At 60.0% G+C, this 25,709-nt stretch carries 25 protein-coding genes; 6 read left to right on the plus strand and 19 right to left on the minus strand.

Annotated elements, in window-relative coordinates; translation table 11 throughout:
• Nucleotides 1–324: 324 nt before the first annotated feature.
• Complete coding sequence (locus tag Q7V03_RS13985) at nt 325–537, plus strand: hypothetical protein (protein ID WP_304926209.1); 213 nt, start codon at nt 325–327, stop codon at nt 535–537.
• A gap of 513 nt (nt 538–1,050) precedes the next feature.
• Here Q7V03_RS13985 and Q7V03_RS13990 read toward each other — a convergent pair.
• From Q7V03_RS13990 to Q7V03_RS14065, 16 genes are all read right to left on the minus strand, one after another.
• Nucleotides 1,051–1,569 carry a VOC family protein gene (locus Q7V03_RS13990; RefSeq protein ID WP_304926210.1) on the minus strand — a complete coding sequence of 173 codons (519 nt, stop codon included), beginning with the start codon at nt 1,567–1,569 and terminating at the stop codon, nt 1,051–1,053.
• Nucleotides 1,570–1,640: 71 nt separating this feature from the next.
• Complete coding sequence (gene pcaF, locus Q7V03_RS13995; RefSeq protein ID WP_304926211.1) at nt 1,641–2,840, minus strand: 3-oxoadipyl-CoA thiolase; 1,200 nt, start codon at nt 2,838–2,840, stop codon at nt 1,641–1,643.
• Nucleotide 2,841: 1 nt separating this feature from the next.
• Nucleotides 2,842–3,507: a 3-oxoacid CoA-transferase subunit B gene (locus Q7V03_RS14000; RefSeq protein ID WP_304926212.1), complete on the minus strand. Its 666-nt coding sequence runs from the start codon at nt 3,505–3,507 to the stop codon at nt 2,842–2,844.
• Nucleotides 3,504–4,238, minus strand: coding sequence for a 3-oxoacid CoA-transferase subunit A (locus tag Q7V03_RS14005; protein WP_304926213.1), 735 nt, complete (start codon nt 4,236–4,238; stop codon nt 3,504–3,506). The genes Q7V03_RS14000 and Q7V03_RS14005 overlap by 4 nt, the downstream gene beginning before the upstream one ends.
• 9 nt (nt 4,239–4,247) lie before the next feature.
• Complete coding sequence (locus Q7V03_RS14010) at nt 4,248–4,580, minus strand: hypothetical protein (RefSeq protein WP_304926214.1); 333 nt, start codon at nt 4,578–4,580, stop codon at nt 4,248–4,250.
• Between the two features lie 35 nt (nt 4,581–4,615).
• Nucleotides 4,616–5,647: a ketopantoate reductase family protein gene (locus Q7V03_RS14015; RefSeq protein WP_304926215.1), complete on the minus strand. Its 1,032-nt coding sequence runs from the start codon at nt 5,645–5,647 to the stop codon at nt 4,616–4,618.
• The gene (locus Q7V03_RS14020) at nt 5,644–6,495 is read right to left on the minus strand and encodes a dioxygenase (protein WP_304926216.1); all 852 of its coding nucleotides are present in this window, start codon (nt 6,493–6,495) and stop codon (nt 5,644–5,646) included. The genes Q7V03_RS14015 and Q7V03_RS14020 overlap by 4 nt, the downstream gene beginning before the upstream one ends.
• On the minus strand, nt 6,492–7,583 hold the full coding sequence (locus Q7V03_RS14025) for a maleylacetate reductase (RefSeq protein WP_370651128.1): 1,092 nt from the start codon (nt 7,581–7,583) through the stop codon (nt 6,492–6,494). The genes Q7V03_RS14020 and Q7V03_RS14025 overlap by 4 nt, the downstream gene beginning before the upstream one ends.
• Nucleotides 7,580–10,108 (minus strand): ATP-binding cassette domain-containing protein, encoded by a 2,529-nt coding sequence (locus Q7V03_RS14030; RefSeq protein WP_304926217.1) that lies wholly within the window; start codon nt 10,106–10,108, stop codon nt 7,580–7,582. The genes Q7V03_RS14025 and Q7V03_RS14030 overlap by 4 nt, the downstream gene beginning before the upstream one ends.
• A gap of 77 nt (nt 10,109–10,185) precedes the next feature.
• On the minus strand, nt 10,186–11,247 hold the full coding sequence (locus Q7V03_RS14035) for a substrate-binding domain-containing protein (RefSeq protein WP_304926218.1): 1,062 nt from the start codon (nt 11,245–11,247) through the stop codon (nt 10,186–10,188).
• Complete coding sequence (locus tag Q7V03_RS14040; RefSeq protein ID WP_304926219.1) at nt 11,240–12,271, minus strand: ABC transporter permease; 1,032 nt, start codon at nt 12,269–12,271, stop codon at nt 11,240–11,242. The genes Q7V03_RS14035 and Q7V03_RS14040 overlap by 8 nt, the downstream gene beginning before the upstream one ends.
• A 28-nt stretch (nt 12,272–12,299) precedes the next feature.
• A complete protein-coding gene (locus tag Q7V03_RS14045) occupies nt 12,300–13,280 on the minus strand; it encodes a zinc-binding dehydrogenase (protein WP_304926220.1) in 981 nt (326 codons plus the stop codon).
• 25 nt (nt 13,281–13,305) lie between these two features.
• Nucleotides 13,306–14,310, minus strand: coding sequence for a Gfo/Idh/MocA family protein (locus Q7V03_RS14050; protein WP_304926221.1), 1,005 nt, complete (start codon nt 14,308–14,310; stop codon nt 13,306–13,308).
• A complete protein-coding gene (locus tag Q7V03_RS14055) occupies nt 14,310–14,594 on the minus strand; it encodes a YciI family protein (protein ID WP_304926222.1) in 285 nt (94 codons plus the stop codon). Before Q7V03_RS14055 ends, Q7V03_RS14050 begins: the two co-directional genes overlap by 1 nt.
• Before the next feature lie 10 nt (nt 14,595–14,604).
• Complete coding sequence (locus tag Q7V03_RS14060; RefSeq protein WP_304926223.1) at nt 14,605–15,675, minus strand: SDR family oxidoreductase; 1,071 nt, start codon at nt 15,673–15,675, stop codon at nt 14,605–14,607.
• A 29-nt stretch (nt 15,676–15,704) separates the two neighbouring features.
• Nucleotides 15,705–16,772, minus strand: a complete 1,068-nt coding sequence (locus Q7V03_RS14065; protein ID WP_304926224.1) for a 2,3-butanediol dehydrogenase — start codon at nt 16,770–16,772, stop codon at nt 15,705–15,707.
• A 297-nt stretch (nt 16,773–17,069) separates the two neighbouring features.
• Between Q7V03_RS14065 and Q7V03_RS14070 the strand changes: the two genes are divergently transcribed.
• Nucleotides 17,070–17,981 (plus strand): NAD(P)-dependent oxidoreductase, encoded by a 912-nt coding sequence (locus tag Q7V03_RS14070; RefSeq protein WP_304926225.1) that lies wholly within the window; start codon nt 17,070–17,072, stop codon nt 17,979–17,981.
• A 13-nt stretch (nt 17,982–17,994) separates the two neighbouring features.
• Nucleotides 17,995–19,725 (plus strand): extracellular solute-binding protein, encoded by a 1,731-nt coding sequence (locus Q7V03_RS14075; RefSeq protein ID WP_304926226.1) that lies wholly within the window; start codon nt 17,995–17,997, stop codon nt 19,723–19,725.
• A 6-nt stretch (nt 19,726–19,731) separates the two neighbouring features.
• On the opposite strand, the gene Q7V03_RS14080 is transcribed toward Q7V03_RS14075, so the two are convergent.
• Entirely contained in the window at nt 19,732–20,121 is a 390-nt protein-coding gene (locus tag Q7V03_RS14080) for a hypothetical protein (RefSeq protein ID WP_370651129.1), read from the minus strand.
• A gap of 416 nt (nt 20,122–20,537) precedes the next feature.
• Here Q7V03_RS14080 and Q7V03_RS23910 point away from each other — a divergent pair, with 416 nt between their 5' ends.
• Nucleotides 20,538–20,738, plus strand: a complete 201-nt coding sequence (locus Q7V03_RS23910; protein WP_370651132.1) for an NADPH-dependent FMN reductase — start codon at nt 20,538–20,540, stop codon at nt 20,736–20,738.
• Between the two features lie 193 nt (nt 20,739–20,931).
• Here Q7V03_RS23910 and Q7V03_RS14085 read toward each other — a convergent pair whose 3' ends face one another.
• Both Q7V03_RS14085 and Q7V03_RS14090 read right to left on the minus strand, forming a co-directional pair.
• The gene (locus Q7V03_RS14085; protein WP_304926227.1) at nt 20,932–21,357 is read right to left on the minus strand and encodes a GFA family protein; all 426 of its coding nucleotides are present in this window, start codon (nt 21,355–21,357) and stop codon (nt 20,932–20,934) included.
• Nucleotides 21,358–21,753: 396 nt separating this feature from the next.
• Nucleotides 21,754–22,962, minus strand: a complete 1,209-nt coding sequence (locus Q7V03_RS14090) for an alanine--glyoxylate aminotransferase family protein (RefSeq protein WP_304926228.1) — start codon at nt 22,960–22,962, stop codon at nt 21,754–21,756.
• A gap of 191 nt (nt 22,963–23,153) precedes the next feature.
• On the opposite strand from Q7V03_RS14090, the gene Q7V03_RS14095 reads away from it, so the two are divergent.
• On the plus strand, nt 23,154–24,905 hold the full coding sequence (locus Q7V03_RS14095; RefSeq protein WP_304926229.1) for an ABC transporter ATP-binding protein: 1,752 nt from the start codon (nt 23,154–23,156) through the stop codon (nt 24,903–24,905).
• 3 nt (nt 24,906–24,908) lie between these two features.
• Entirely contained in the window at nt 24,909–25,673 is a 765-nt protein-coding gene (locus Q7V03_RS14100; RefSeq protein WP_304926230.1) for a folate-binding protein YgfZ, read from the plus strand.
• Nucleotides 25,674–25,709: the final 36 nt, after the last annotated feature.

The following is a 25,709-nucleotide window of genomic DNA, read 5'->3' on the forward strand; positions in this document are numbered from 1 at the left end:
CCGCCCGCAGCTCCGCCGCCGTCAATTCCTTCCGCGTGACCTCGATTGCCATTCGATCCTCCCTGCCGTCGGAACAAGAGAATCAGAATCTGAACGCTTTGGGAATCCCCTCAGAGTCAGAAACAATGGCCGTTGGTATTATACGTATCTCGGCCTTCACATTAGCTTAAATATCCAGACCGGAATGCAAAAGCATTCCTTTCGCTGCAGACGCAACTCAGTCCTGGTATCCCCATCTCAAAAAAAAACCGCAGAGCGCAGCCTCTGCGAAAACCTCAAACTGTAGGGCGGAACTACCTTTGTCATCTCAAGTGAAAAGAGCGTATGACTACCCAAAGCATTGAGAACGCCGGAAAAAAGACGATGGTGATGGGCGTGCGTGAAAGATGGTGGGTGACAATATTGAGAAGTCGTGCATTTACCGGTAAGGCCGCCCGCTTTGCCGCCCTAGCAGATTATGTCGCGATCTATGCTGGACAGATCGACGAGGCCTGGGTCGGCGATCTGCACAGAATTCCGCAACCGGGCAGCTTTTAAGGCGGCTGGGTCAAGCCCAATCTGGACAGCCAGATCAAGGATGCCCCCGAAACTCAGCATTGTTAGGGGGCGAGACACTTTGTTCTTTGCGGCTTTGGGATGGTTTTTCACTTTTGGCGCAGGCCCTGTGTGCCCTGCGTTGGCCTAAAGACAGGCCGCCGCGGCGTAAATCCAGAATCTTCACAAAAGATTAAAACACAAGCCGCAAACCCGGTACCGTGATCACCCCAAACGGTTCCACGGGCGCAGGCCAGCACAACTCATCTAAGCAAACATAAAGGCCAGCAGGCGCAACCTCCCTGCCTTCTAAAGTGCGAACTGGCCCCTTGCAGACGACCAGCTTAAGCAAAGGTTAAAAAGTCACAGGGCGCAAAAAGTCTTCCTCTATTGCACCCCTCGGCAAAACAGCCTTCCGTGATGAGACGGTATTGCGTACACAGCCCAGGCGCCCATAGCGAGCGCGGTCGAGTTTGTGGACAACCACGATACCTTGGCTGTCGAATTTTACCGTTCTCAGCTCGCAGGTTTCGCCCGCCAGATACGTTTGGGTGTGTCTTTCTCATAGCCCAACGATGAAAAGCTGGCGATTTCAAGGGACTGGCCCCATGGCGCATTGAAATAGACCCAAGAGAACCCAGCCAACGGGCCGTCGGTCACAGTGTTGGGGCCTTCAAGCAGTTCGATGCCTTGCGCTTTCAATCGGTCTGCCGAGGCAAACACATCTTCGACTTCGAAACAAAGATGGGTGCCCCCGACTTCGGAATTCCGCTTTGGGCGGGCTGAACTGTCTTCGCCGATGTATTCGAAAAGCTCGACATTGGTGCTGTCACCACACCGCAGGAAAACTAGATCGCGGATGCGGGTATGTGCCGGTGTTCCAAGCTTGCGCTGCATGAAAGCGTCATCCACATCAAACGGGCCAGTGCGAAACACCTCGACCGCGCCAAAGACGGCTTTGAAGAAAGCGATGCCTTCCTCGATGTCGGGCACTGTGATGCCGATATGGTGCATCCCGAAAACATGTTCTGCCATTCGATTTCTCCTTCTGCGAGTTATCTTTTCCTTGTTTCACGTCAAAGGTAGCGCACTTATAGCAAGCGGATTCAGACCCGCTCTAGCGCAATGGCGATACCCTGTCCGACGCCGATGCACATGGTCGACAGTGACCGCCTGCCCCCCGTCAAAGCCAATTCCAGCGCTGCTGTGCCAGTGATGCGCGCGCCAGACATGCCAAGAGGATGACCCAAGGCGATTGCGCCACCGTTGCGGTTCACGCGGAGGTCATCGTCGGCGATACCCAAGTGCCGCAACGTGGCGATGCCTTGGGCGGCGAAGGCCTCGTTCAACTCGATCACGTCGAAATCGGCGGCGGTAAGGCCCAGCCGCGCCATCAGTTTTTGGCTGGCGGGTGCAGGGCCAATGCCCATGATACGCGGCGGTACCCCCGCCGTGGCCCCACCCAATACCCGCGCAATCGGGGTCAGTCCGTAACGCGCAGCCGTTTCGGCATTGGCCAGAAGTAGCGCCGCCGCCCCATCGTTGACGCCACTGGCGTTGCCTGCCGTCACTGATCCATTGGCGAAGATTGGCCGCAGTTTTGCCAGCGCCTCGGATGTGGTGGCGCGGGGATGTTCGTCCCGCGCCACCACCAACGCCTCGCCTTTGCGCTGCGGGACGGTCACCGCGGCAATTTCTTGGGCCAGCCGCCCGTTGGACTGTGCGGTTGCTGCCTTGGCCTGCGAGGCCAGCGCCATGACGTCTTGCGCTTCGCGGCTGATACCATAGTCATCAGCCACATTCTGCCCGGTTTGTGGCATCGAGTGGGTGCCATACGCCTTGTCCATCAACGGGTTTATAAAACGCCAGCCGATGGTGGTGTCGTAAATTTCGGCCTGCCGCGAGAAGGCCGCATCGGCCTTGGGCATCACAAACGGTGCCCGCGACATCGATTCTACGCCGCCCGCGATCATCAGCCCGGCCTCGTCCGCCGCAATCGTCCGCGCCGCCATCAGCACCGCGTCCATGCCAGAGCCACAAAGTCGGTTGATCGTGGTGCCGCTCACCTCTAGCGGTAGGCCTGCCAGCAGCGCCGACATGCGGGCGACGTTGCGGTTGTCTTCACCCGCCTGGTTGGCGCAGCCAAAGATCACATCATCCACCGCCGCCCAATCCACGCCCGGATTGCGCGTCATCAACGCCCGCAAAGGCACTGCGCCCAGATCGTCAGGCCGGACTGATGCAAGCGCTCCGCCATAGCGACCGATAGGCGTGCGGATATAGTCGCAGATGAAAACCTCGGTCATCTCAAAGCTCCGGTACGATCAAATCGGCCACGGTGCCCTCAAGATGCAGGGTGGCGGCCGTCATTGCCTGCAATGCGTCCAGCGACAGCGCCGCCAGCTTTTCGCGCAGCACAAAGCGGCCACCAACAATATCGATCACCGCAAGGCTGGAGTAAATCCGCGTCACGCAAGCAACGCCCGTCAGTGGCAAGGAACAGCGCTGCAGCAGTTTGGGCTTGCCGTCTTTGGTGACGTGATCGGTCATCACCGCCACCCGCTTGGCCCCATGCACAAGATCCATCGCGCCACCCACCGCAGGCACCCCTTTGGGCCCGGTGGACCAATTCGCCAGATCGCCCGTTTCGGCCACCTCATAGGCCCCCAAAATTGCGACATCCAGATGCCCGCCGCGCACCATGGCAAAGCTGTCGGCATGATGAAAGAACGCGGTGCCGGGTTTCAGTGTCACCGCCTTTTTTCCGGCATTGATCAGATCCCAATCCTCAAGGCCCGGATCGGGGGCTTTTCCAAAGCCAAGGATGCCGTTTTCAGTATGGAAAATCGCCTCGCGGCCAAGAGGTTGGAACTTGGCCACCATTTCAGGAAAGCCGATGCCAAGGTTGACATAGGCCCCGTCTTCGATGTCTTGCGCTGCGCGCCATGCCATTTGCGTGGGTGAAAGTTTCATGCGGCCACCTCTGGGTAAACTGCCCCGGCGCGGTTCAGGTCTTCTTCCTGCGCGGGATTTGGTGTCTCGACCACGCCCTGCACAAAGATGCCGGGGGTGATGACAGCCTCGGGGTCAATCTCGCCTGCTGCCACAATCCGGCTGACCTGCACGATGGTGACGGCCGCCGCCATGCACATCAAGGGGTTGAAATTGCGCGCCGCCATCCGGTAGGTCAGGTTGCCCAAAGGGTCGCCCAGATGTGCCTTGATCAGTGCAAAATCTGCCTTCAGCCAGCGTTCCTGCACATAAGGTCGCCCGTCGAACACCTCGACCGGTTTACCAATGGCAAGGTCGGTGCCATAGCTGGTCGGCGTGTAAAACGCCGGTATCCCAGCGCCGCCTGCGCGGATGCGTTCGGCCAAAGTGCCCTGCGGCACCAGTTCCAGCTCCAACCTGCCCGCAAGATACATCTGCGTGAACACCACCGGATCAGCCGAGCGTGGGAAAGAACAGATCAGCTTGGCCATCATCCCCGCCTCGATCAGCGCAGCAAGGCCGACATGACCGTTGCCTGCGTTGTTGTTGACCACCGTCAAGCCACGGGGATGACCCGTCGCGAGAAAGCGGTCGATCAAGGCATGGATCAACTCAATCGGTGCGCCTGATCCGCCAAAGCCGCCGATCATCACTGTCGCGCCATCCGGGATACCCGCGACCGCGGCGGCAAGATCGGGAAGTGTCTTATCCATGGGCCAGTCCTATTTCAGCGCAATGTATGTTTCAGGGTCCAGCGCCATAACACGGATGGCAACATGGGTATCGGTGGCGGCCTGCACCATGCGGCGCAGATGGGTGCAAACGGCCAGAACCACCTCTCGGCTGCGTTCCGATTTGGGCATGATCTGCATTTCAACATTTACCCTTGGCAAGTCGGGCATGGCGCAAACCGGGATCACCGCAAACTGACACGCGGGCGCATCAACCCTCAGATCGCGGCACAGCATGTCGCGGATCGGACCAAGGGCGTTTGAAAGCCTTTCCCGGCAATCGGGATACAGCGCATCGTCAACATAGATCTTTACGTTTGGCATCGTTGCCCTCGTTGCTGTTCGTGGGACCGATGGGTTCAGGCGGGCGGGTGTTCAAACAACAGGCGGGCGTTGTCGGGGTGTGCCGCCAAAACCCCTGCCTCGATCTGAAGCGCAACCTCGACCACGCGTTGATTGACCGGGGCGCTGCGGCCATGGGCCTGTAGTATCTGCACCACCCAGCCATTCACCTCTTGCACCTCGGCCCGCCGTCCCTTGCGCCAATCTTGCAACGAGGTGGTCAGCGTGTCTTCGCGCGAAAAGGTTGACAGCACCTTTTCAAAAATCTCATCGACATAGCGTTCTGGATCATTGCTCATGGTGGGTGGCATTCCGATGATGGGCATGATCGTGGCGCCATCGGCAAGGGCCGCCTGCATCGCCTCGTACCCAGCGGCGCGCATCACATCCAGCATACCCGGCGCGCGCGCAGCATCGTTCAGCGCGGTGTCGATAATGGCCGAGGGGATCAGTTCGGCGGCGTTGACCACCAGTTTCATCCACTTGGCAGATCGGATATCCGTCGTCACCTCGACATGGCCGGAATGGCGCAACAGATCGGCCACGCCTTCAACCCGGTGCTGTTGGGCGGGGTCCAGCGCGCCCATGGCAAACCACGATTCGTCATGATCGTTCTGGCGGTTGGTGACACCCGGCACCCACATGTTCGACGCAATTTCAATCACCGCGCCGATGGTGCGGTGACGGCCTACGACGGCGGCGATGTCTTCATGGGTCATGCCGTTTTGCAGGCCGATCACGAAACCATCGGCGGCCAGAACCGGCTTGATCAGTTGCGTGGCCCATGTGGTGTCATAGGCTTTGACCACCAGAAAGATCAGATCGAAAGGCTGCTTGACCTCGGCCACCTGACATAAGTGCAGGGCAGGCACCTGCACGTTGATCTGCCGCGTGGGCAGGTTGACGGTAATTCCATTCGCGCGGATCGCCTCGATGTGCGCGGGCCATTGGTCGATGAACGTCACATCCAGCCCTGCAAGCGCAAAATCAGCCGCAATCGACGCGCCTTGCGCGCCAGTCCCCATAAACGCAATACGAGGGCCGGTCATGCGGCACCTTTGTGCATCACGAAATCAAAGGTCGATCGCCATTTTGTTTCGCCTTCAGGTACTGGATCAAACGGCGCGATCAGGGATTGTTTCACGCCAAAGACGGCATCAGAGTGTAGATACTTATCACCCTCCACGAAAGTATGGGTGACGATGGTGTCAAATCCCGCGCGGCTGATGATGAAGTGCATATGCGCCGGGCGGTAAGGGTGGCGGCCCAGATGGCCCAGCATCTGGCCTACGGGACCATCATCTGGAATGGGGTAGGCCACAGGCTTGATCCCACGGAACCAATAGCGCCCGTCCGGGCCGGTGACAAAGATGCCGCGATTGTTGTGGGTCGGCTGCAGCCCCGGTTGCTGAACGTCGTAAAAACCATCCTCGTTGTCGGACCAGACGTCGATGCGGACGCCCTGCAAGGGGGTGCCGGCAAGGTCAGTAACGGTGCCTTCAAACAGGCAGGTTTCCTTGCCGCCCTCTTGGGTGATCGTCGCACCCATCGGATATTCCGGCACGCCGTCGACATGGAACGGCCCCAGAACGGTGTTTTCTGTGGCTCCGGTCGGGCGGCGATTGTTGATAGCGTCCACCAACATCGACACACCCAGAACGTCCGAAAGCAAGATGTATTCCTGCCGGTTGCCATCGCAGATCTGGCCTGTTCGGGTCAGAAACCCGATGGCATTGGCCCATTCTTCCTGCGTCAACTCCACATCCTTGATAAAGGCGTGCAGATGCGTGACCAGACGCGCCATGACATGGGCAAGACGGGCATCCGTGGCCGGGCCCATCCGGCCGTTCACAGCCTCGACCGAATGGCTTTCGGTGAAATAGTCAATTGCGGTCATAGCCTTGTCCTTTCGGGTCCGGGTGATGCGGGCCGGGTTCCGGCCCAAGCGGCCTGCAACAGCGCCAGCACACCATCACGCGTCACGTCGCGCGGGTTGGCATAGGGGTTTTTCACGGCCAGATCAGCCAGGCGAGCCAGATCGCTTTGACTCACGCCCAAGTCTTTCAAAGCCGTGGGCGCCCCCAGCGACAGCGCCAGATCATAAAGCCCGCCGCCCAGATCGCCGCCAAACAGGGCGGCCGCCGGCCGCAAGGCGCTGTGCGCGGCTGCCGCGTTGAACGCCATCGTGTGCGGCAGCAGGATCGCATGGGTTTCGGCATGGGGCAAATCCAGCGCCCCACCAAGCGTGTGGCAAAGCTTGTGGTGCAGCGCCATCGCCACCGCGCCCAGCACCGTGCCACACAGCCAAGACCCATAAAGCGCATCACCGCGCGCGGCCAAATCTGCCGGATCGCGGTAAATCGCAGGCAAGGCCCGTTGCAAAGCGGCAATGCCTTCGACCGCAATAAGCGATGTCACCGGGTTGGCATCGGCAGCGTAAAGCCCCTCCGCCGCATGGGCCATGGCGTTCAGCCCGCTGGCCACGCTCATCGCCACCGGCAGGCCAAGGGTCAGTTCGGGGTCATAGATCACCGCCTCGGGACGGATGCGGGGGTCACGGCGGGTGGATTTCACGCCACCTTCGGTTTCGCCAAGGATATCGGTCACCTCGGACCCGGCATAGGTGGTCGCCACCACAAGGTGTGCTGCGTCATTGCGCCATGCAATCGCTTTGCCCAACCCGATGGTGGACCCGCCGCCCAAGGAAACGATGCAATCCGCCCCACTTTGATCATAGGCCGTCAGCGCGCGGGCGGTGACGTCAACCGGCGTGTGCATCCGGGCCTCGGCAAAGACGCCCGCGGCCATAGGACCAAGCCGGGCCGCCAGCCGATCTGCGTCATCCTTCTGGAATGGGGTCGACAGGATCAGGGCGCGGGTGCCACCGATCGCTGCAATCTCGTCGGCAACGTGACGCTGTGATCCCGCACCAAACCGCACCCGCACAGGGGCGGATTGGTAGATAAAGGTCTGTTCCATCGTCATGCCTCGGCCTGTTTACGGGCGGTCGAATAGATCAGCGCTGCCGCAAGGATCAGCGCGCCTTGAAAAACATATTGATAGGTTTGCGACAGCCCAAGGAAGGAAACCGCGTTCAAAACCTCGGTCAGCAGAACAGCCCCCATCACCGTGCCAATGAACGTGCCCCGCCCGCCGCGCAGGCTGGTGCCGCCAAGCACCACCGCCGTGATGCTGCCCAGCGTATAGTTGACGCCCTGTGCCGGGTCGCCCACGCCGATCTGCACCATCAGCATGATCGCCCCCAGTGCGGTGAACAGGGACACCGCGATATAGCCGCCAATGATCACCCGGTTCACCCGAATACCCATCCGCCGGGCAGATTCCTCATGCGAGCCGACCGCGCGGAATTGCCAGCCCAAGCGACGCTTGCGCAGAATGTATTCCGCCAGCAGTGCCACGATAACCAGCACGATAAACGCCACCGGCAACGGCCCCAGTTTCCAGCCGATCGTGTCCATGACGGCAAAGCTGATATAGCCCCCCGGCCCGTCGCGCAGAACGAAGCTAAGGCCCTGCAAACCGATATACATTGCCAAGGTGGCCGCAATCGGGGTGAAATTGGCAAACCGGATCAGAACGCCGTTGATCGTGCCCACCACCAGTGCTGCCAGAAACATCAACGCAAATCCTAGCGCGAAGGTCTGCGGCGATTGTCCATCATTTATAAAGAACGACGCAATCACCACCAGAAACCCGGCCAGCGGCCCAACGGACAGGTCAATCCCCCCCATCAAAAGCGCAATCGTTTGCCCAAGGGCGATAAACCCAAGTGCCGTCGCCAGCAAAAGAATGTTCGAGAGGTTGAAGGCCGAAAGATAATTCGCGTTCTGTCCGAACACATACAGCCCCAGCATCACGATCACCGCTGCCAGCGGAACGACGGTGGCATTGTCGCTTTGGATGAACTGACGCAACCTGTGCCCTGCGGTCTGCGCGGCCTTGGTCGCCGCCCCCACGCCGTCGACATGGGATTGCGCCCTGACCGCAGCGCCCACAATGCGGCCTTCGGTGATATCTTCCCCGCGCAGGGTTTCGGCCACACGCCCGCGCGACATCACGATCACCACATCGCAAAGCCCCTCCAACTCGGCCGCATCGGATGAATTCACGATCACCGGTGTACCAGATTGCGACACCTCGCGCAGGATGCGGTAAATCTCGAACCGTGCGCCCACATCAACGCCTTGGGTGGGTTCATCGGCCAGAATGAAGCCGGGTTTTGACATCAGCGCCCGCGCCATCACCACCTTTTGCTGGTTGCCGCCCGACAGCGACAGGATACCCGCATCAAGTCCCGGCGTCTTGACCGCCAACGCGCCGAACACTTGGCCAACCGCGCCCAATTCCCTGCGGCGGCTTAGAATACCAAGAGTGCTAAACTGGTCCAGCGCCGAAAAGGTCGCATTTTCGCGCACGGTCAGGTCGGAAATGATGCCTTCCTGATGGCGGTCTGACGGCATGTAAGCGGTCTTGGCCTTCACCTCGGCCGCCGACAAGAGCGTATCGTTCAGGCGCACCTCCCCTTTCCACGGCTCTAGCCCCGCAAGGGCGCGCATCACGCCTGATTGCCCGTTGCCCTCAACCCCGGCGATGCCGATGATCTGGCCACGCCCAACAGCAAAGCTGACATCATGAATCGTGCGCCCCGACAGGCGCTGAACAGCAAGGTTGATTGCGGGGGCTGCCTCACTGCATTTCGGCGGAAAAGCCGATGCAAGGCTGCGTCCGACAATCATTCCCAACAAATCATCATCGCTGACATCCCTGACCAGCGCGCCGCCTTCAAGCCGCCCATCGCGCAACACTGTGACGCGGTGGGCGATCTGGCGCAATTCTGCCAGCCGGTGGGTGATGTAGATTACCGCCGTCCCCCCCGCCACCACGCTGCGGATACGGGCAAACAGCATTTCGGTGGCGTCCAGATCCAGCGCCGCTGTTGGTTCGTCAAGGATCAGCACGGGTGGCCGCGTGGCCAACGCCTTGGCAATCTCCAGCAGGTGCTTTTGCGCTACTGTCAGGCTGTCAGCCCGCGCATTCAGCGCGACATGCAGCCCCACATCATCCAGCATGGCGCGGGCAATCTCTGAAGGGTCCCCCGCCGCAAAAACCCGGGGCGGAAGCGCCACACGCAGGTTTTCCAGAACCGACAGGTCATCCAGCACTGCAGGATGCTGAAAAGAAATCGACACGCCCAGCGCGGCTGAGCGTTCTGGCGTCATTGCGGCGATGACCTCGCCGTTGAATTCGATCGTGCCAGATGTTGGGCGGAACACGCCCGAGATAATGTTCATCAGGGTGGTCTTGCCCGCCCCATTCTCGCCCAGAATCGCGTGAACCTCGCCGGGATAGATGTCGAGCGACACATTGGACAGCGCCACAACACCGCCGAACCTTTTGGTGATACCTGACAGCCGGATAGTGGGCCGTGCCGTCACCGTGCCTGCAAGCCGTTCGGTTTCCTGATCTTTCATCGCAGCTCCCTCGGGCATGTCTTATCCTGCTGTCCTTGCGGTGCAATCTTACGGGGTCGGCCCCGGGCATGACCTGCCCGGGACCAAAGCTATTTTTACTGACCGACCGCCTTGGCCTGCGCGTCATCGGCCATTTCAGCCGACAGATAGATCGAGCCGGGCAGATCTTCACGGCAGGTTACGGGGTTCGGGGTGCCCGAGACCGAGTCTTCATAAACCGGAGCCTTGAAGATGTTATCGGCGGGCGGGGTGCCGTCGGTTGCCAAGGCAACAGCCCACTGCACGGCCAGACGGACGTTATCGTTGCCAGTGGCAACAGTGAACAGTTTGAAGTCTGGGTTGGCCGCGTGGTTCTGCGCCCAGAAGCAGGACAGCGAGTTGCCGTCAGACGTGGCCAGCGCCGGGATCGACCGCTTGAATTCGGCAAACACCGGCAGTGCCCCCACCAATGACGGACCAAAGTCAGATACGATCACGTCGATCTTGTCATTCTTGGCGATTTCAGCCGACAGAACCTGCTGGGTCAGGGACGGGTCCCAGTTGGTGACGGCAAAGGGCTCGGGGTTGATGAAGACGTATTTGTCGTCCAACACCTGTTTCATGCCTGCCAACTCGTCTGTGCCTTGGCTGTTGCCGGCCGGACCGCTTAGGAACAGAACATTGCCGCCTTCGGGCAAGACTTCCTTGATCCAGTTGCCCCAGCTGACACCGTCCTCGACAAAGGACGAGCCGATGAATTTCGCGTAGTTTTCACCCTCCACGCCACCAACGTTCACGCGGTACGGCACAACGATGGTGCCTGCACGGTGCGCATTGGTCAGGGCTGGCAGAACAGCGGGGCCCGCGTCGCCAAACACCACCATCGCATTGATCCCGCGCGCGGCCATCGAGTTGATGTCCGAGATGGCCTTTTGGGTGTCGCCCTGACCATCAGCATATTCATACTGCGTGATCGAAGGGCACTTTGCGGCCTCTTCTGCGCCCGACGCGGTGGTCACCAAACGCCAGCTGTTGCCGCCAAAGCCATCCAGCAGCGCAAGCGATGCTTGCTTTGGCCCGCACCACGACGGGGTTTCAGCCAGCGCCGTTGTCCCGGCAAGGGCCATAGTCAAGGTTGCTGCAGCGAATGCCGCAGTCATCGTTTTTGATTTAAACATTGTCCGTTTCCTCCGTTTTGGACTTTTGTGCAGTCTTGGTTGCCGCCTGTTTCCAGCGCAGCGAGTAAACACCGATCCCAAACACCAAGGCCAAAGCCTGAATGATGGTCTGGGCCGAAAAGGGCACACCGACAGCCAGCGCAAACTGACTTAACTGGTTCAGAAAGAACGCCGCGATGACGGTCGAGACTGGAAATCCGCGCCCCCCCAGCAAGGACGTTCCTGCCAGCACAACCACCGCAACCGATGGCAACAACAGGCTGTCGCCCTGAAACGCGGTGGGTTCGCGGGTGATCCCGGAAATCAGGATCCCGGCCATGCAGTAGTGCAATTGGGCAAAGACATAAGCCATCGCCTGATAGAGCCGTACCCGCAGCCCAGCCGCGTGGGCAGCGGCAGGGTTTGCCCCAATCGCCTCAAACCGGCGGCCAACCACGGTTTTCTTCAGCACAAAGCTGACCAGCACCAGGATGGCTATCACAAACAGGATCGAGTTCGGGATGCCCATGATCTTGCCGCCTGCGATCTGCGCCATCATGGGTGTGGTGATGCGAGGCACCCCGCCCGACACTGCAAAAACCGCGCCATACATCAGGGCGTTCATCCCGATGGTGGCGACAATCGCGTTCAGCCGCAGCACGCCGACAAGAATGCCATTCGCCACCCCCGCCAAAATTGCGCAGGCAAAGGCAAGCGCGATGGCTCCGAGCAGGTGTGCGTCACTGCCGCCCGACATATGCGTGGTGATCACCACCGCCAGCGACACGCCCCCTGCCAGTGACAGATCGAACCCGCCCTGCTGCACCACCAGCATCTGGCCCAAGCCCACTATCGCAATGATCGCCGCAAATGGTAGGCTACCCGCCAGCCCCCCTGCCGAAATCGCTGACGGCGCAAAGAAGGCGCAGACCACGATCAGCGCAATTGTCGAAACCACCACCGTAACAAAGCCCCGTGCGGGTTTTAGTGACACCAGATTAAGCGCAAACCCGGTTGGGTCTGCTGATTGGTCGTACTGCGCCATGGCCCCTCCCTTTCTGCGCCCGATTATCTCAGGCAATTTCCAATGTTATTTTCACCGCACGGGCCGGGTCTTTGCCCAGCGCGTAAGCTGTGATCGCATCATCCAAGCCAAAGCTATGGGTCTGGATCGGCGACAGATCGATCGCCGTGCGTTCCAGAAACCGGATCGCGGCAGGCCACACACCGGGGGATCCGATACAGCCGCGTACTGTCAGATCCTTGATCTGGATCTTGCCCAACTCGACCGGAAATTTCTGGCCGATGTTGATGCCAACCATTGACACAAAACCCTCAGGCCGGGCGTAGTCGAAGACATTGGCCAGCGACGCAGCGTGCCCTGCCGCCTCGACCACCAGATCAGCACCGCCCTTGGTGATGTCAGTCACGGCCTCAACAGCGTGGCCTTCAGATGGGTCAACAGTGCCATAAGCGCCTAACTTCATTGCTATTTCACGGCGCAGCGGCACTGGATCAACGACGATCACCTTCGCTCCCATGCCAATCGCCGCTGCTGCCGATACCAGCCCAATGGTGCCGCCGCCCGAGACCACCACGGTCTGCGACGCATCCACGCCGCCATGGCGCAGCACCGCATAATAGCCGCAAGTGAAGGGTTCGATCAGCGCGCCCTTGGCGTCATCCACCCCGTCGGGCAGTTTGTGCAACCATTCCGGGCGGGCGGCAAAAAACTCACGGTTTGCACCGTCCATCGAAAAGCCAAAATGGTGGATACGCTCTGGCGTGCGGATCACACATTCGCCCACCACACGGTCACCACGCGCCAGACCCTTGACGTTGCGCCCAACCTCGACCACCTCGCCCACCCATTCATGACCGGGCGTCACCGGATAAGAGATTGGGATGATGTAATTGCCCGACATAAGTTCATAATCCGAATGGCAAATGCCCACGCGGCGCGAGCGGATCATCACCTCGTTGTCAGTGATCGTCGGTATCGACACGTTGGTGACGACAGGCTTGTTCGGCTGATCGAAGATAAGGGCTTTCATCTTGGTCCTCGTAAGAGTGTCTGGTTCAGGCCACGGTTTCGATGCGGCCACTGCGGGCCGAGGCGAATACCGCTTCCAGCAACGCAATATTGTTGATCAGATGGTCGGCAGTGATGGGATAACCGGCCCCGCGCACAGCACGCGCAAAGGCCACAAGGTTGTCTTTCACCGGTTCAGCATTGCCGATTTCGGTGGTGATGATCGGGCCGCCCGCCATCGCAGATGTGACGATCCAGCCATCGGGGGCCTCGACATGCGCCTTATCCCGAATATCGATCCAGCCTTTGGACCCGAACACCGCAAAGCGCGAGATGAACGGGTTGGCCAGCGATGCCGACACATAAGACGTGCCACCGCCCTTGAACTTTATGAACGCAGCCACCGTATCGCCCTGAGGCAGATCGGACGACAACTGCTCGCAAATGCACAGCACCGACTCTGCCGCCCCCAAAAGCCGCACTGACAGGTCCAACAAATGGATGCCCGTGGCCGTCATGCCCCCTGCCGGGGCCTGATCGGCCTTCAGCCGCCAGTTGTCACGCGCCAGTGACAGGAATTTATCATGGCTGAAGTTCGCCTCAATCTGGTGGATCCGGCCCAGCGACCCGGCATCCGCCATCGCCAGCATGTCTGCCACCGGAGGTTCAAACCGCCGCTCATGGCCCATGCCCAGCACCAGCCCCGCCGCGCGACACAGTGCGACCGACCGCTCCGCCTCGGCCTTGGTCAACGCCAGTGGTTTTTCACAGAAGATGTGCTTGCCCGCCGCCACCGCCGCCGCGATCTGGTCGGTATGCAGCGAATGGGGCGTGGCCAGCACCACCGCCTCGACGCTTGGATCGTTCAGCGCATCAGCGTAGTCTGCCGACAGGGCAATGCCTTTGCCCGCGCACAGCTCGCGCACGCTTTCAACATTGGGCTCAACAGCGCGGACCACCTGAATGTCATCTGGTGCCGATTGCAGGACGGCCAGCATTTTCTGGCCCCACCAGCCCATGCCGACCAGCGCGATTTTGACAGGATGGGCCATCAGCGGTTATCCACGCGCTTGGCAAACGGACGGATGGAAACGGTTTTCCACAGGCCCGCCTTGGCGAAGGGATCATTGCTGTTGAACGCCACAACCTCGCCTAGGTTTGCGGCCTCCAGCACGAAACAACTGCCGATCATCGTCGCCTCATCATCGGCCAAAAGGGGGCCAGAGATCACGGTTTTCACCGCAGCGGCAGCCAGATAGGCCTTGTGCGCGTCATAATGAGACAGCCGCAAATCGATGGCACCGTCATGGTCAAGGCAATGGACGACGTAATGCATTTTTGCCTCCTTACGCGGGGATGATGCGACGGGCGCGCAGCTCGTCGAACACATCGGTGAAGCTGTTGCGGCTGGATTGATAGGCGTCAAAGCCAAGGCTCCGACTGTTGGTCATGTCGGTGAAACATTCCAACGTGCGGCCCAGATCGGCGTCGCTATGCCACCATGAGGCCAGCTTGCTCACCGCAATATCCTGCAAGCCATGCTGCGCCACGATCTGCGACCAGATTGTTTGCGCATCGGCCATCTGGCCTTCCAGCGGGGTCGGATTGCCCGGATAGGGGGCAGCCTCGATCTCAAAATAATCGGCGATCTGCTGCCAAAGCCAATACCAACGGAACACATCCCCATTTGCGGTGTTAAAGGGGGTATTCGCCGCCTCGGGCGTTGTCGCGGCCCAGTGCAACTGCTTTGCCAACAGGCGCGCGTCGGTCACGTCGGCCACAGCGTTCAACTGCTCTGGCGAGCCGGGATAGACGAAAGGCCGTCCGGTGTGTTTGCAGATGCTGGCATAAACAGCCAGCGTTACCGCCATGTTCATCGCATTGCCGATGACAAAACCGATCATCGTATGCGGGCGATGCACAGACCAAGTAAAGCCGCGCTTTTCCGCCATCTCAAACAGCACGTCTTCTTGGGCGTAATAAAAATTCAGGCCAGGCAAACGCGGGCTGCTTTCCAGAAACGGCGTATAGGGTTTGACCTTTGCATAGTCGTCGAACGATCCAAGATAATGCTTCAGCCCGGTCACAAGTGCCGCGTGGCGGATGGGGGCGGCGGACAGACCGTCAAAAAGATTGCGGATCATCAGGGCATTGACGCGCACGTTTTCAGCCTCATTGGCCTGACGCGACCATGTGCAAAAGAACACATGGGTCACATCGCCCGCGGCCTTTAGCGCAATCGCCGACGCCGCTGCATCTTGCAAATCCGCCGAGATATGGCGATCTGAAAACTCCAGATCAGCGGCACTGCGCGACAGGGTGACCACGGTCCAGCCCTGTTCTTTCAACAACTGGCCCGTATAGCTGCCAGATAGTCCCGTGGCACCCACGATTAGGGCGACGTTGTTCTTGCTCATCTTGTTGTCTTTCTTGCTTTGGTGCTTGGTCAAGTCGTGACCAGTATTTTCAGATGTTCGCCCGCTGGGTCCAGCAGAGCCTCAAATCCCTTGGCCACCACATCGGCGGCGTCGATGCGGGCGGTGATGACTTTTTCCACTGGGAATGTGCCTGCGGCGATCATGCGGGCGATGCGCGGCCACATGTGGGTGGGGTAGCACCATGTCGCCTCGACCGTGATGTCCTTCAGCGCCCAAAGCATGGCATCAATGCTGGCGGGTTTCATGTGCAGGCCGACCTGCACCACACGGCCTTGCCGCCGCACGGCCTGCACACAGGCGTTCAAAGATGCTTCCAGCCCCACACATTCCAGCGCCACATCTACGCCGACGCCTTCCTCGGTCAGGTCGCCGACCACTTGCGCCAGATTGGCGCTGCGCGGATCAACCACCACCGCATAGGGCGCGATTTCCGATATGATGCGGCGGCGGTTAGGGTTGGGTTCCGACACGATGATGATAGCCGCTCCCGCCGCCTTGGCCGCAAGCACCGTCAGCGCCCCGATCGGACCCGCGCCGGAAACCAGAACCGTCGATCCGGCGGTGATCCCACCCCGGTCAACGCCGTACAGGGCGACCGCTGCAGGCTCGATCATAGCGGCCTGATCATCGGTGATGCTGTCGGGCACGGGTTGCGCGTTATAATCCTTGATCACGGCCTTTTCCGCCATGCCACCCCATGCCCAGCTTAGGCCGACACAGCCCATCGACGGTGACAGATGATACAGGCCCCGCTTGCCGTAATAGTCATTGCGCGGCGACAACAGCGGTTGGATCGAAATGCGATCTCCGGCGGACACATGGGACACCGCATCCCCCACTGCCAAAACGCGGGCGGAAAATTCGTGGCCAAGGATCTGTGGATTGGTGGCTCCGGTGTAGATATGCGGTTCTTTCGGCGTGACGATGGGGCCTGCAAGGTATTCATGCAGATCAGTGCCGCAAATGCCGGTAACTGCAGGCGCAATCAAGACATCATCGGGCGCAAGCGTGCCTGATGGCTCTGCCACGTCTTCGACACGGATATCTCTTGCTCCGTGAAACCGAACTGCTCTCATTCGCGTGCTCCCTGCGTCTGTCGCGCGCCGCTTTGCATGCGGCAGGCGCTCCCCGTCGTCCCGTCATGGTCTGTCGTCAACAACCCGCCAGTTTCTCGGTTGGCGGCGAAGGTACAGCAGCACCCTCGCCAGTCGCGTATTCTTGGCGGGTCGAAATGACGCAAATTCACTCCCTGCCAAATCGATAACAAATCCTGCTCGGACCGAATGCGCAAATTTATCCGTTTCGAATAAATTATCGCAAACACCGTCATTGCGAAGTTTTACACACAAGATGAAGTTAGCTCGGGGCGCAGCATGAACAAAGACGTTGCAGAGATATCGCGCTTGGGTGTCGCGGGCATGGGTATTGGTTGGATCGGTGCGGGTAAAATGGGTGCGCCCATGATCCGCAATCTGCTGGCCGCTGGCGCAAGGTTGTCCGTGAGCGAGCCTGATGACGATGCCCGTGATGATCTGGTGCGCGCCGGGGCAACGGCTGCGGAAAACCTGTCAGCGCACAGCAGCAACAGCATCGTCTTTGCCACCTTGCCAAACGACAAGGTGCTGCGTGACGTTGTGTTGGGCGCCGCAGGGCTTGCGCAGCATATGGCTGCCGGATCGGTTCTTGTCGAGATGAGCACGGTTTCGCCAGAATGTTCTGCTGAAGTTGCATACGCATTGAAAGATAAACGGATTTTCTACCTGCGCGCGCCACTTTCTGGAAGCACGGCCATGGCAGAAACGGCCACCCTGACGGTTTTGGCCTCTGGCGATCAACAAGGCTGGGATACAGCAATTCCTGCGATCAGGCTGTTGTCATCGCGTCAGTTCTACCTGGGGCAAGCCGAAGAAGCCCGATACATGAAGCTGGTGATCAATACGTTGGTCGGTGCCACCTCTGCGATTCTGGCCGAGGCCATTGCCCTTGGGGCCAGTGGCGGCCTCAGCCCGGCCAGCATGATGGAGGTGATTTGCGAAAGCGCCGTCGCCTCGCCCCTGTTGAAATACAAGGCCGCCGCCGTTGTCGCTCAAGACTATGCCCCCGCCTTTAGTGTGCAACAGATGATCAAGGATTTCAGCCTGATCAGCGATGCAGGCCGTGCCAACGGCGTGCCGCTGCTCACCACGGGGCTTATCCTTGAATTGTACCGTGCGGCGGCCAATTCAGGCTTGCGGGATCAGGATTTCTTCGCTTTGGTGAAATGGCAGTCCGAAATCTCCGCTTAGCTGGATCACACTCTTGCAGCAGGTCAACACATCCATTGCCCCCACGTCAGAACTGACCAGCCACGAGCTGTCTCGGATCGTTGATTTTCTGCGCAAACTGCGCGCGCCGTTTGATACGCATATGCCGGGTGCGACAAAGGACGTGTTCTGGAATGTGGTCCTGGAACTGGTCGATGCCCACTTGCGCAGGCGACCGATAGACAAATCCGGCTTGGTGACGCTGGCTGGTGTGCCTTACAGCACCGGAAACCGTCTGATCACAACCATGATCGCAGATAACCTGATCCGTCAGGTGCCCCGCGGTGGCGGGCTGAAAACCCATTTTCTGGAACCAACGGATGTGTTGCAGCACAGCTTTGTGAACTATGCCACCCATGTGAAAGGCCATCTGGCCAAAACATTCGGGCTGCGCCAAGGGTCGGAGGCCAACGAATACTACTTTGGCGGCAGCTACTTTGCGGCGCAAATCATCTCTCCTGTGCGGGGCGATGACATTTCCTCAAAGGTGTTGGGCGATATTCGGTTCCTTCTGAACGACGACAACTATTTCTCGGCAATGCGGAATATGTGGTCTGACTTCCGCAATGATCTGGGCCGCAAAAGCAGCTTTCAATTGCTGCGCCTGCCCGACCTTTATACCAGTGCCCACAAGGCCTTTGCCGCAGCCGCACCCGACCATGATGTTGTCGCCCTGAACATGCCTTGGCTGGGCGAATTCGTAGAAAAAGGCTGCCTTGCCCCGCTGGATGGTCTGTTGACCGATGCCGCCATCAACCCGCTTGATTTCCATCCATCCGTCTGGGGCACGGGCAATTGGAAAGGCACCCAATACGGTATCCCGCTGTATTGCACAGTTGAGATTCTGGCGGCACGCAGTGATCTGTTCGAAGAAAAGCGGCTGTCCTACCCAACGACGTTTGATGAAACAATTCGCGCGGCACGAGCGCTGCACAATCCCGCGAAAGAGTTTTATGGAATCGCCTGGAATGGCCAAAGGGGCATGCCGATTGCCAATTCCTTCATGTTCTTTCTTGCAGCCTGCCAAAAAACGATCATCGAAATGCCGATGCACAACCACGAAAGTTTGCATGCACGTCGGTTTGAAAAGCTGAAACTGCAGATCGATACGACTGACTCGATAGACGCCATCGACTACATGCGGCAACTGGCCGAGGTTTCGCCGCCTGATATTGCCGAGGTCGATTGGGAACGTGGGCTGTCGTACTTTATGTATGGACAGGTTGGGCTGGCCTATTGCTGGACGATGCGTGCTGCACGTTTTGAACATGAACTCAGCTCAAAAGTCGCGCGCCGGGTGGCCTATCTGCCGCCCCCATCGCGCCGGTTGCGAAAGATAGCCGCCCCGATCGGCGGCTTTCTGATGACCATTCCAGCCAACGTCCAGCCTGCCCGCCAACGCCAGATCATGAACGCCATAGCCTGGATGGTCTCGCCCGAAGCGATGAAAGCCCATGTTAAGAATGGCTTTCCCGTCGCTCCCCGCTTTTCCGTTTGTGCCGACCCCGAGGCTCTTGCCTCGTCGCCCATCGTCAGCATGGTGGATCAAATGGCGCGCAGGAATGAACTGGTCACATGGGCTCGCCCACCAATTCCAGAGTTCAACCTGATCGAGACCATTCTAGGCACAGAAATACATGACGCTGTTTTTGGCAAAAAACCCCCGCGCCAAGCGCTAAGGGATGCCGAAAATCGCATACATCGCGAATTGCTTCATCGCGGCTGACGACGATCATCCGTCTGGGTGCATCACGCCCAGATCGCCAGAGTGAAACCAGCCGTCAGAAAAGGCCTTAACGATGGCTTTAGGGTTACGGAAATAGCCCTTCATCACGACAATGCCGCGAAACATCGCCGCGCCCATGGTTTGGTCTTCACGCGGCACGGCTTGCAAGGTTTCGGGGTCCAGCACATCCACGCGCTCCAAGGGCAGACAGCACACGCCTTGGCGGGACCTCGGTGCGGCTTGCCGGGCTGCGGGCAAAAAGGACCGATTTTCGTGCCAGTCGTTCACGATGGGTGCGCCACACAAATGGGTCACGCCACCCAGCGCCGGCACCGTCCAGATCGGTTCGACCCGACCCTGACGCAGACAGATATAGGCGCCGACGATGGCCAACATCGTCCGAGGGAAACATCAGCCGTTGCAGGGAAACATCGGCCGCGTCCACAGATAGACTTCGTGTTTGCGCATGGACGGGCGATCTTGATGCTGCCGAGCACGATACCGCCGTTGCGAAAGGAAGCGTGGCAAGGGCCAACCTGGGGCGTGCGAACCGCAGCCGTCGTTGACATTCGGAAAAACAACTCCCTTTTGCCTGACATGAAATTTATTGTCATCTCAGGAAGCCTGCGCGCGAACGCGTCCAACACGGCACTGCTGCGCCGCTGCAAACCGCGGCGGGGCCCGAACACAGCATTGCGATCTCGGATCACATCTCTAGATCACTGATATTTTCACCCGATCTTAAGCTTCTTGCCCCACCCGCTCCGGTTGACGATTTCGTCAAAGCCATCTAGGAGGCATATGAAATACTCATCGCAAGCCCTGAATATGTAAGCTCAATTCCGGGCGGGCTGAAAAATGCCGTCGATTGGCTCGGGTCAAGTGAGACTCTGGTCAGCAAGCCAATCGCACTTTCACATGGGTCGCATCGCAGCGATGACATGCTGGATCAATTGCGGATCGTGCTGGGTGCTGTCAGCAGCCGTGCTCGGTATCAGGCCTGCCCCGGATAAACCGCGTCCATAACCCCTCAAACATGCCCAGCTTCGACCCGAGCCTCCGCAGACAGACATTGCTGTTTGCCAAATACTTCCCGCAGAGCGTCCAACATCCTACCCCGACCCAAGCCTGCAAAGCCATTCCCGGCAGCGCGGTTAAGCGCCGCCGCGATTGCGGCCAAGACCGCCCGTCATCCCAAACACCCGCTCAGGTCTTTGAGAACCGCAACACCCCCGCCACTCGGTTTCCGCCGCCAGAATCCGCAGGATGCGCCACCCCGTTCAACACCAAAATCTCAGCAAAATCAAACGGTGACATCCCCGCAATACAGGCCACATTGACACCAAACTGCCCAGGGTCCGACCGGCGCTGATGATGGGTGTAGATGCCACAGGTCTTGCAGAAATAATGCCGCGCCACCCTCGTGTTGAACTGGTAAAGGTTCAAATTCTCCTCACCGCGCACAAACACAATCTCGCCAACCTGCGCCGAGACCACAACCGCCCCACGCATCCGGCACAGCGAGCAATCACAGCGGCGCGCGCTGGCCACCCCATCGCTCAGCCGCACCAGAAACTGCACCGCCCCGCAATGACAGGCCGCCTCCAACATCCCGCCCGCTTCATCCGTCATCGCACCAGCCTCCCCTTGCGTCAAAGCAGGCTATCGCCGTTGCGGAGTATCAGAAATCGAAAATTGCTGCCTCTCGCGATGTGCGACCGCATTTTTTCAATTTTTGTGTTTTTCGCGAAATCCAAAACCGCCCCGTCCGGACACATTAAAGTCCATTCCCTCAATCTCGCCATGATTTGCTCTTTGCCAAATACTCCCCGCGGAGCGATCCACCATCGAAACCAGGCACCGCGTGGCAAAACCATCGCCCGGCAGCGCGGTCAAGCGCCCCCTCGATGGGGGCCGAGACCGCACCCGGTTCAGGTCACGCCCAGCAGAGATTAACACCCTGTGAACGACCCAAGGCTCACCCGTTGAAATCCCACGCCCGCAAACCTGTCCACACGCAAACAGCCCTCAAACCCCAGCCCCCGCCGCGACCACCTGCGCCGCTGCCGCCAAGGCCCCCGGCCCATGCGGGATATCCAAAGCGATCATCCCGGCCTCCATCACCGCCAGCGCGCCCAGGGTCATATGGGCGTTCACATGCCCCATATGAGCCACCCGCAAAAACCCGTGATAAGCCGGGTCCGAACTCGGGGCCATGCCAAGCCCGATCCCCAAAGTCACCCCGGCGCGATGCTCGCACCATTCCCGCAGCCGCGTCGCATGTGGTGCGCCAAACCGCGCCGCCGTCACCGACCGCCCGCGATGCACAGCGTCCGCCACATTCAGCCCGATCAAAGGATTGCCCGCCGCCCAGCAGTCAAACGCCGCCCAAACTGTGCGCGCGAGGCAGTCATGCCGCGCCCAAACCGCAGGCAGCCCCTCCTCGCCGATCATCGTCAACGCCTCGCGCAGCCCATAAAGATGATGCGTCGGGGCGGTGCCGTTCCACAACTGCCAGAACTCCTCGCCGTCCGCGCGCGGGGTCCAATCCCAATACGGCGTGCGCAAATCCGCGCCCAAAGTCCGCGCCCGCGCCTTATCGGAAAACCAGATGAACCCCATCCCCGGCGGCGTCATCAGCCCCTTCTGGCTCGCCGCCACCGTGACATCGACCCCCCAATCATCCATGCGGTATTCATCACACCCCAGTGATGCGATGCAATCCACCGCCAACAGCGCGCCATGCCCGGCGCTATCCATCACGGCCCGCAGTGCCGCCACATCGGTGCGGATCGTGCTCGCCGTATCCACCTGCGTCGTCAGCACCGCCTTGATCCGGCCCGCCTTATCCGCGCGCAGCACCGCCTCCACGCGGCTCATATCGACAGGCGCGGATTTGCCGAAATCCAGCACGTCCACATCAATCGCCATCGCGCGCGCCGAATTGGCCCAAGACAGCCCAAATTGCCCGGTCGCCAGCACCAAAGCCTTCTCGCCGCGCGAGAACATGTTGGCGTTCGCCGCCTCCCAGATCGCATGACCGTTGCCGATATAGGCCGCAACCGAAGCTTTGGTCCCCGCCAGCGCCTTCAGATCCGGCCAAAGCGAGGCCACCAGATCATACAAAGCCCCCTCATAGATGTTCGGCGCCGCCCGGTGCATCGCCGCAAGCACCCGGTCGGGCATCACCGAGGGGCCGGGAATGGCAAGGTAAGGACGGCCGTTGGCTAGGGTCATGTCAGGCTCCAAATACAAACCTGACATGGCTATCCGGGCCGATATGCCGCGTCAATCGCCGCCGACACCGCCCCGCCCGCGCAGCCGCAGCTAGGCTTGCCCTTACCGCCTGCGCAAGCTAGACCAAATCAGCCATTCGCAATCGCCAATCGTTCGCAATCGCCAATCGTTCGCAATCGAAAGTGCCCGTTTTGACCAAAACCAAAACCAGTCAACATGGGCCCAGCCTACTCCGGCGATTTTGGTCAAGCTATATCCGTCAGCACACATGGGGCATCCTGCTGTGCCTGCTGTTGATGATCATCGAGGGCAGCGCGCTGGGTGGGCTGTCGTACCTTCTAAAACCGCTGTTCGACGTGGTGTTCACTCCCGGAGGCGAGGCTGCCCTTTACGGGGTCGGCTTTGCGATTTTCGGCCTGTTCGCCACCCGTGCCTTCACTGTGGTGGTGTCGCGCACGCTGATCTGGTCGATCTCGCAGCGGGTGTCTGCGGCAATGCAATCCGACCTTTTGCGCCATATCCTGACACTGGACGCGCCGTTTTTCCAAACCAACCCGCCCGGCGTGCTGATTGAACGCGTGCAGGGCGACACAGGGGCGGTGCAGGGCATCTGGAGCGCCTTGGTCACCGGCATTGGCCGCGACCTTTTGGGGCTGGCCGCGCTGCTTGCGGTGGCCGTCTCGATTGATCTGCGCTGGACACTGGCGGCGCTGATCGGCGCGCCTTTGCTGATCCTGCCCGCCGCGATGTTGCAACGCTATGTGCGGCGCAAATCCAATGAGTTGCGCGATCAGGCAGGCCAGCGCGCCACAAGATTGGATGAAATTTTCCACGGCATCAATGCGGTCAAACTGAACCGGATGGAAGATTACCAAACCGGGCGCTTCCGCACGGTGCTAAAGTCAATCCGCCGCGCCGAAGTGCGCTCGATCTTCGCGCGCAGCCTGATGCCGGGGATGATTGATCTGGTCACCGGCCTTGGCTTTTTCGCCGTGCTGCTGATGGCGGGGGATGAAATTTCGTCTGGTCAGCGCACCACCGGCGATTTCATGTCGTTCTTCACCGCGATGTCGCTGACCTTCCAACCTTTGCGCCGGTTGGGCGAGATGGCGGGCACCTGGCAAGTCGCCTCTGCCAGTCTAGAGCGGATCTACGCGCTGTTCGATGCCCGCCCCGCCTATCCGCGCCCGGAAGTCAGCCTTGCGCTGCCCGCCGCCGGCGCACCAGAAATCCGGTTTGAGGATGTCAGCTTCGCGCATGGCGACCAACCCGTGCTGCGCGGGCTGACCTTCACGGCTGAGGCAGGCAAGACCACAGCGCTGGTCGGGTCCTCTGGTGCAGGCAAAAGCACGGTGTTCCACCTGCTGACCGGCCTTTTGGAGCCCGCCAGTGGCGTGATTCATATCGGAGGTGTCGCCGCCTCTGGCCTCGCTTTGGCCGATCAACGCGCGCTGTTTGCCACCGTCACGCAAGACTCGTCCCTGTTTGACGAAACCCTCGCCGAGAACATCGCCTTGGGCCGCAACGTGGCACCGGATGCGCTGGAGGCCGCCCTGCGCGCAGCCCATGTTGCAGATTTCCTGTCGGCTTTGGCGCGCGGCGTCGATACCCCGGTCGGTCCGCGCGGCTCTGCCCTGTCGGGCGGCCAGCGCCAACGCGTGGCGATTGCGCGGGCTTTGGTGCAGGACGCGCCCGTGCTGCTGCTGGATGAGGCCACCTCGGCCTTGGACGCGCAATCCGAATCCATCGTGGCCGAAGCCCTCGCGCTCGGCAGCCAAGGCCGCACCACTTTGGTGATCGCGCACCGATTGGCCACTGTGCGCAATGCCGACAAAATCGTGGTGATGGACCATGGCAGGGTTGCGGAAACCGGCACACATGACCAACTTCTGGCACAGGGCGGGCTTTATGCCGGGCTCTACCGCTTGCAATTCAAGGACTAAATCATGCCCAGACAAACAAGCGGGGGCGAAACCGCCGCTGACCGCCGCGTCTATACCATCACCGGAGCGGATCGGCTAAGCTTCCTGCAAGGCATGGTCAGCAATGATGTGCTGGCCTTGGCGCGCGGCGATGGCATGGTTTGGGCGGCGCTGTTGACGCCGCAAGGCAAGTACCTCGCCGATTTCCTGCTGGTGGCGCAAGGCGACCGCCTGCTGTTGGACATCAAAGCCAGCAGTGCAGACGCCACAATCCGCCGTCTTTCGATGTACCGCCTGCGCGCCGATGTGCAATTTGCCGCCACCGACCTAAATGTGACGCGCGGCTTGGGCGATGCCCCAGCGGATGCCCTCCCCGACCCGCGCCACCCCGCCCTCGGCTGGCGCGCTTACGGCCCCTCAGGCACCGGCCCCAGCATCGACTGGGATGCCATCCGCGTGACCCATTGCATCCCCGAAACTGGCATCGAGTTGATCCCGGATGACAGCTACCTGCTCGAATCCGGTTTTGAACGGCTGCACGGCGTCGATTTCCGCAAGGGCTGCTATGTCGGTCAAGAAGTCACCGCCCGGATGAAACACAAGACTGAGTTGAAAAAGGGCCTGATCACCGTCAGCATCGCAGGCGAGGCCCCCCCCGGCACGCCAATCGTGCAAGACGACAAACCCGCAGGCACCCTGTTCACGCAAAGCCAGGGCCGTGCCATCGCCTATCTGCGCTTTGATCGCGTCGATAACCTCACCGCAGGCAGCGCCAAAATCTCACTGTAAAAGCTCTGCGCTGAAGGTCATCCTCTCTGCCCAAAT

The sequence above is a fragment of the Cypionkella sp. genome, assembly GCF_030652235.1.
GTDB lineage: Bacteria > Pseudomonadota > Alphaproteobacteria > Rhodobacterales > Rhodobacteraceae > Cypionkella.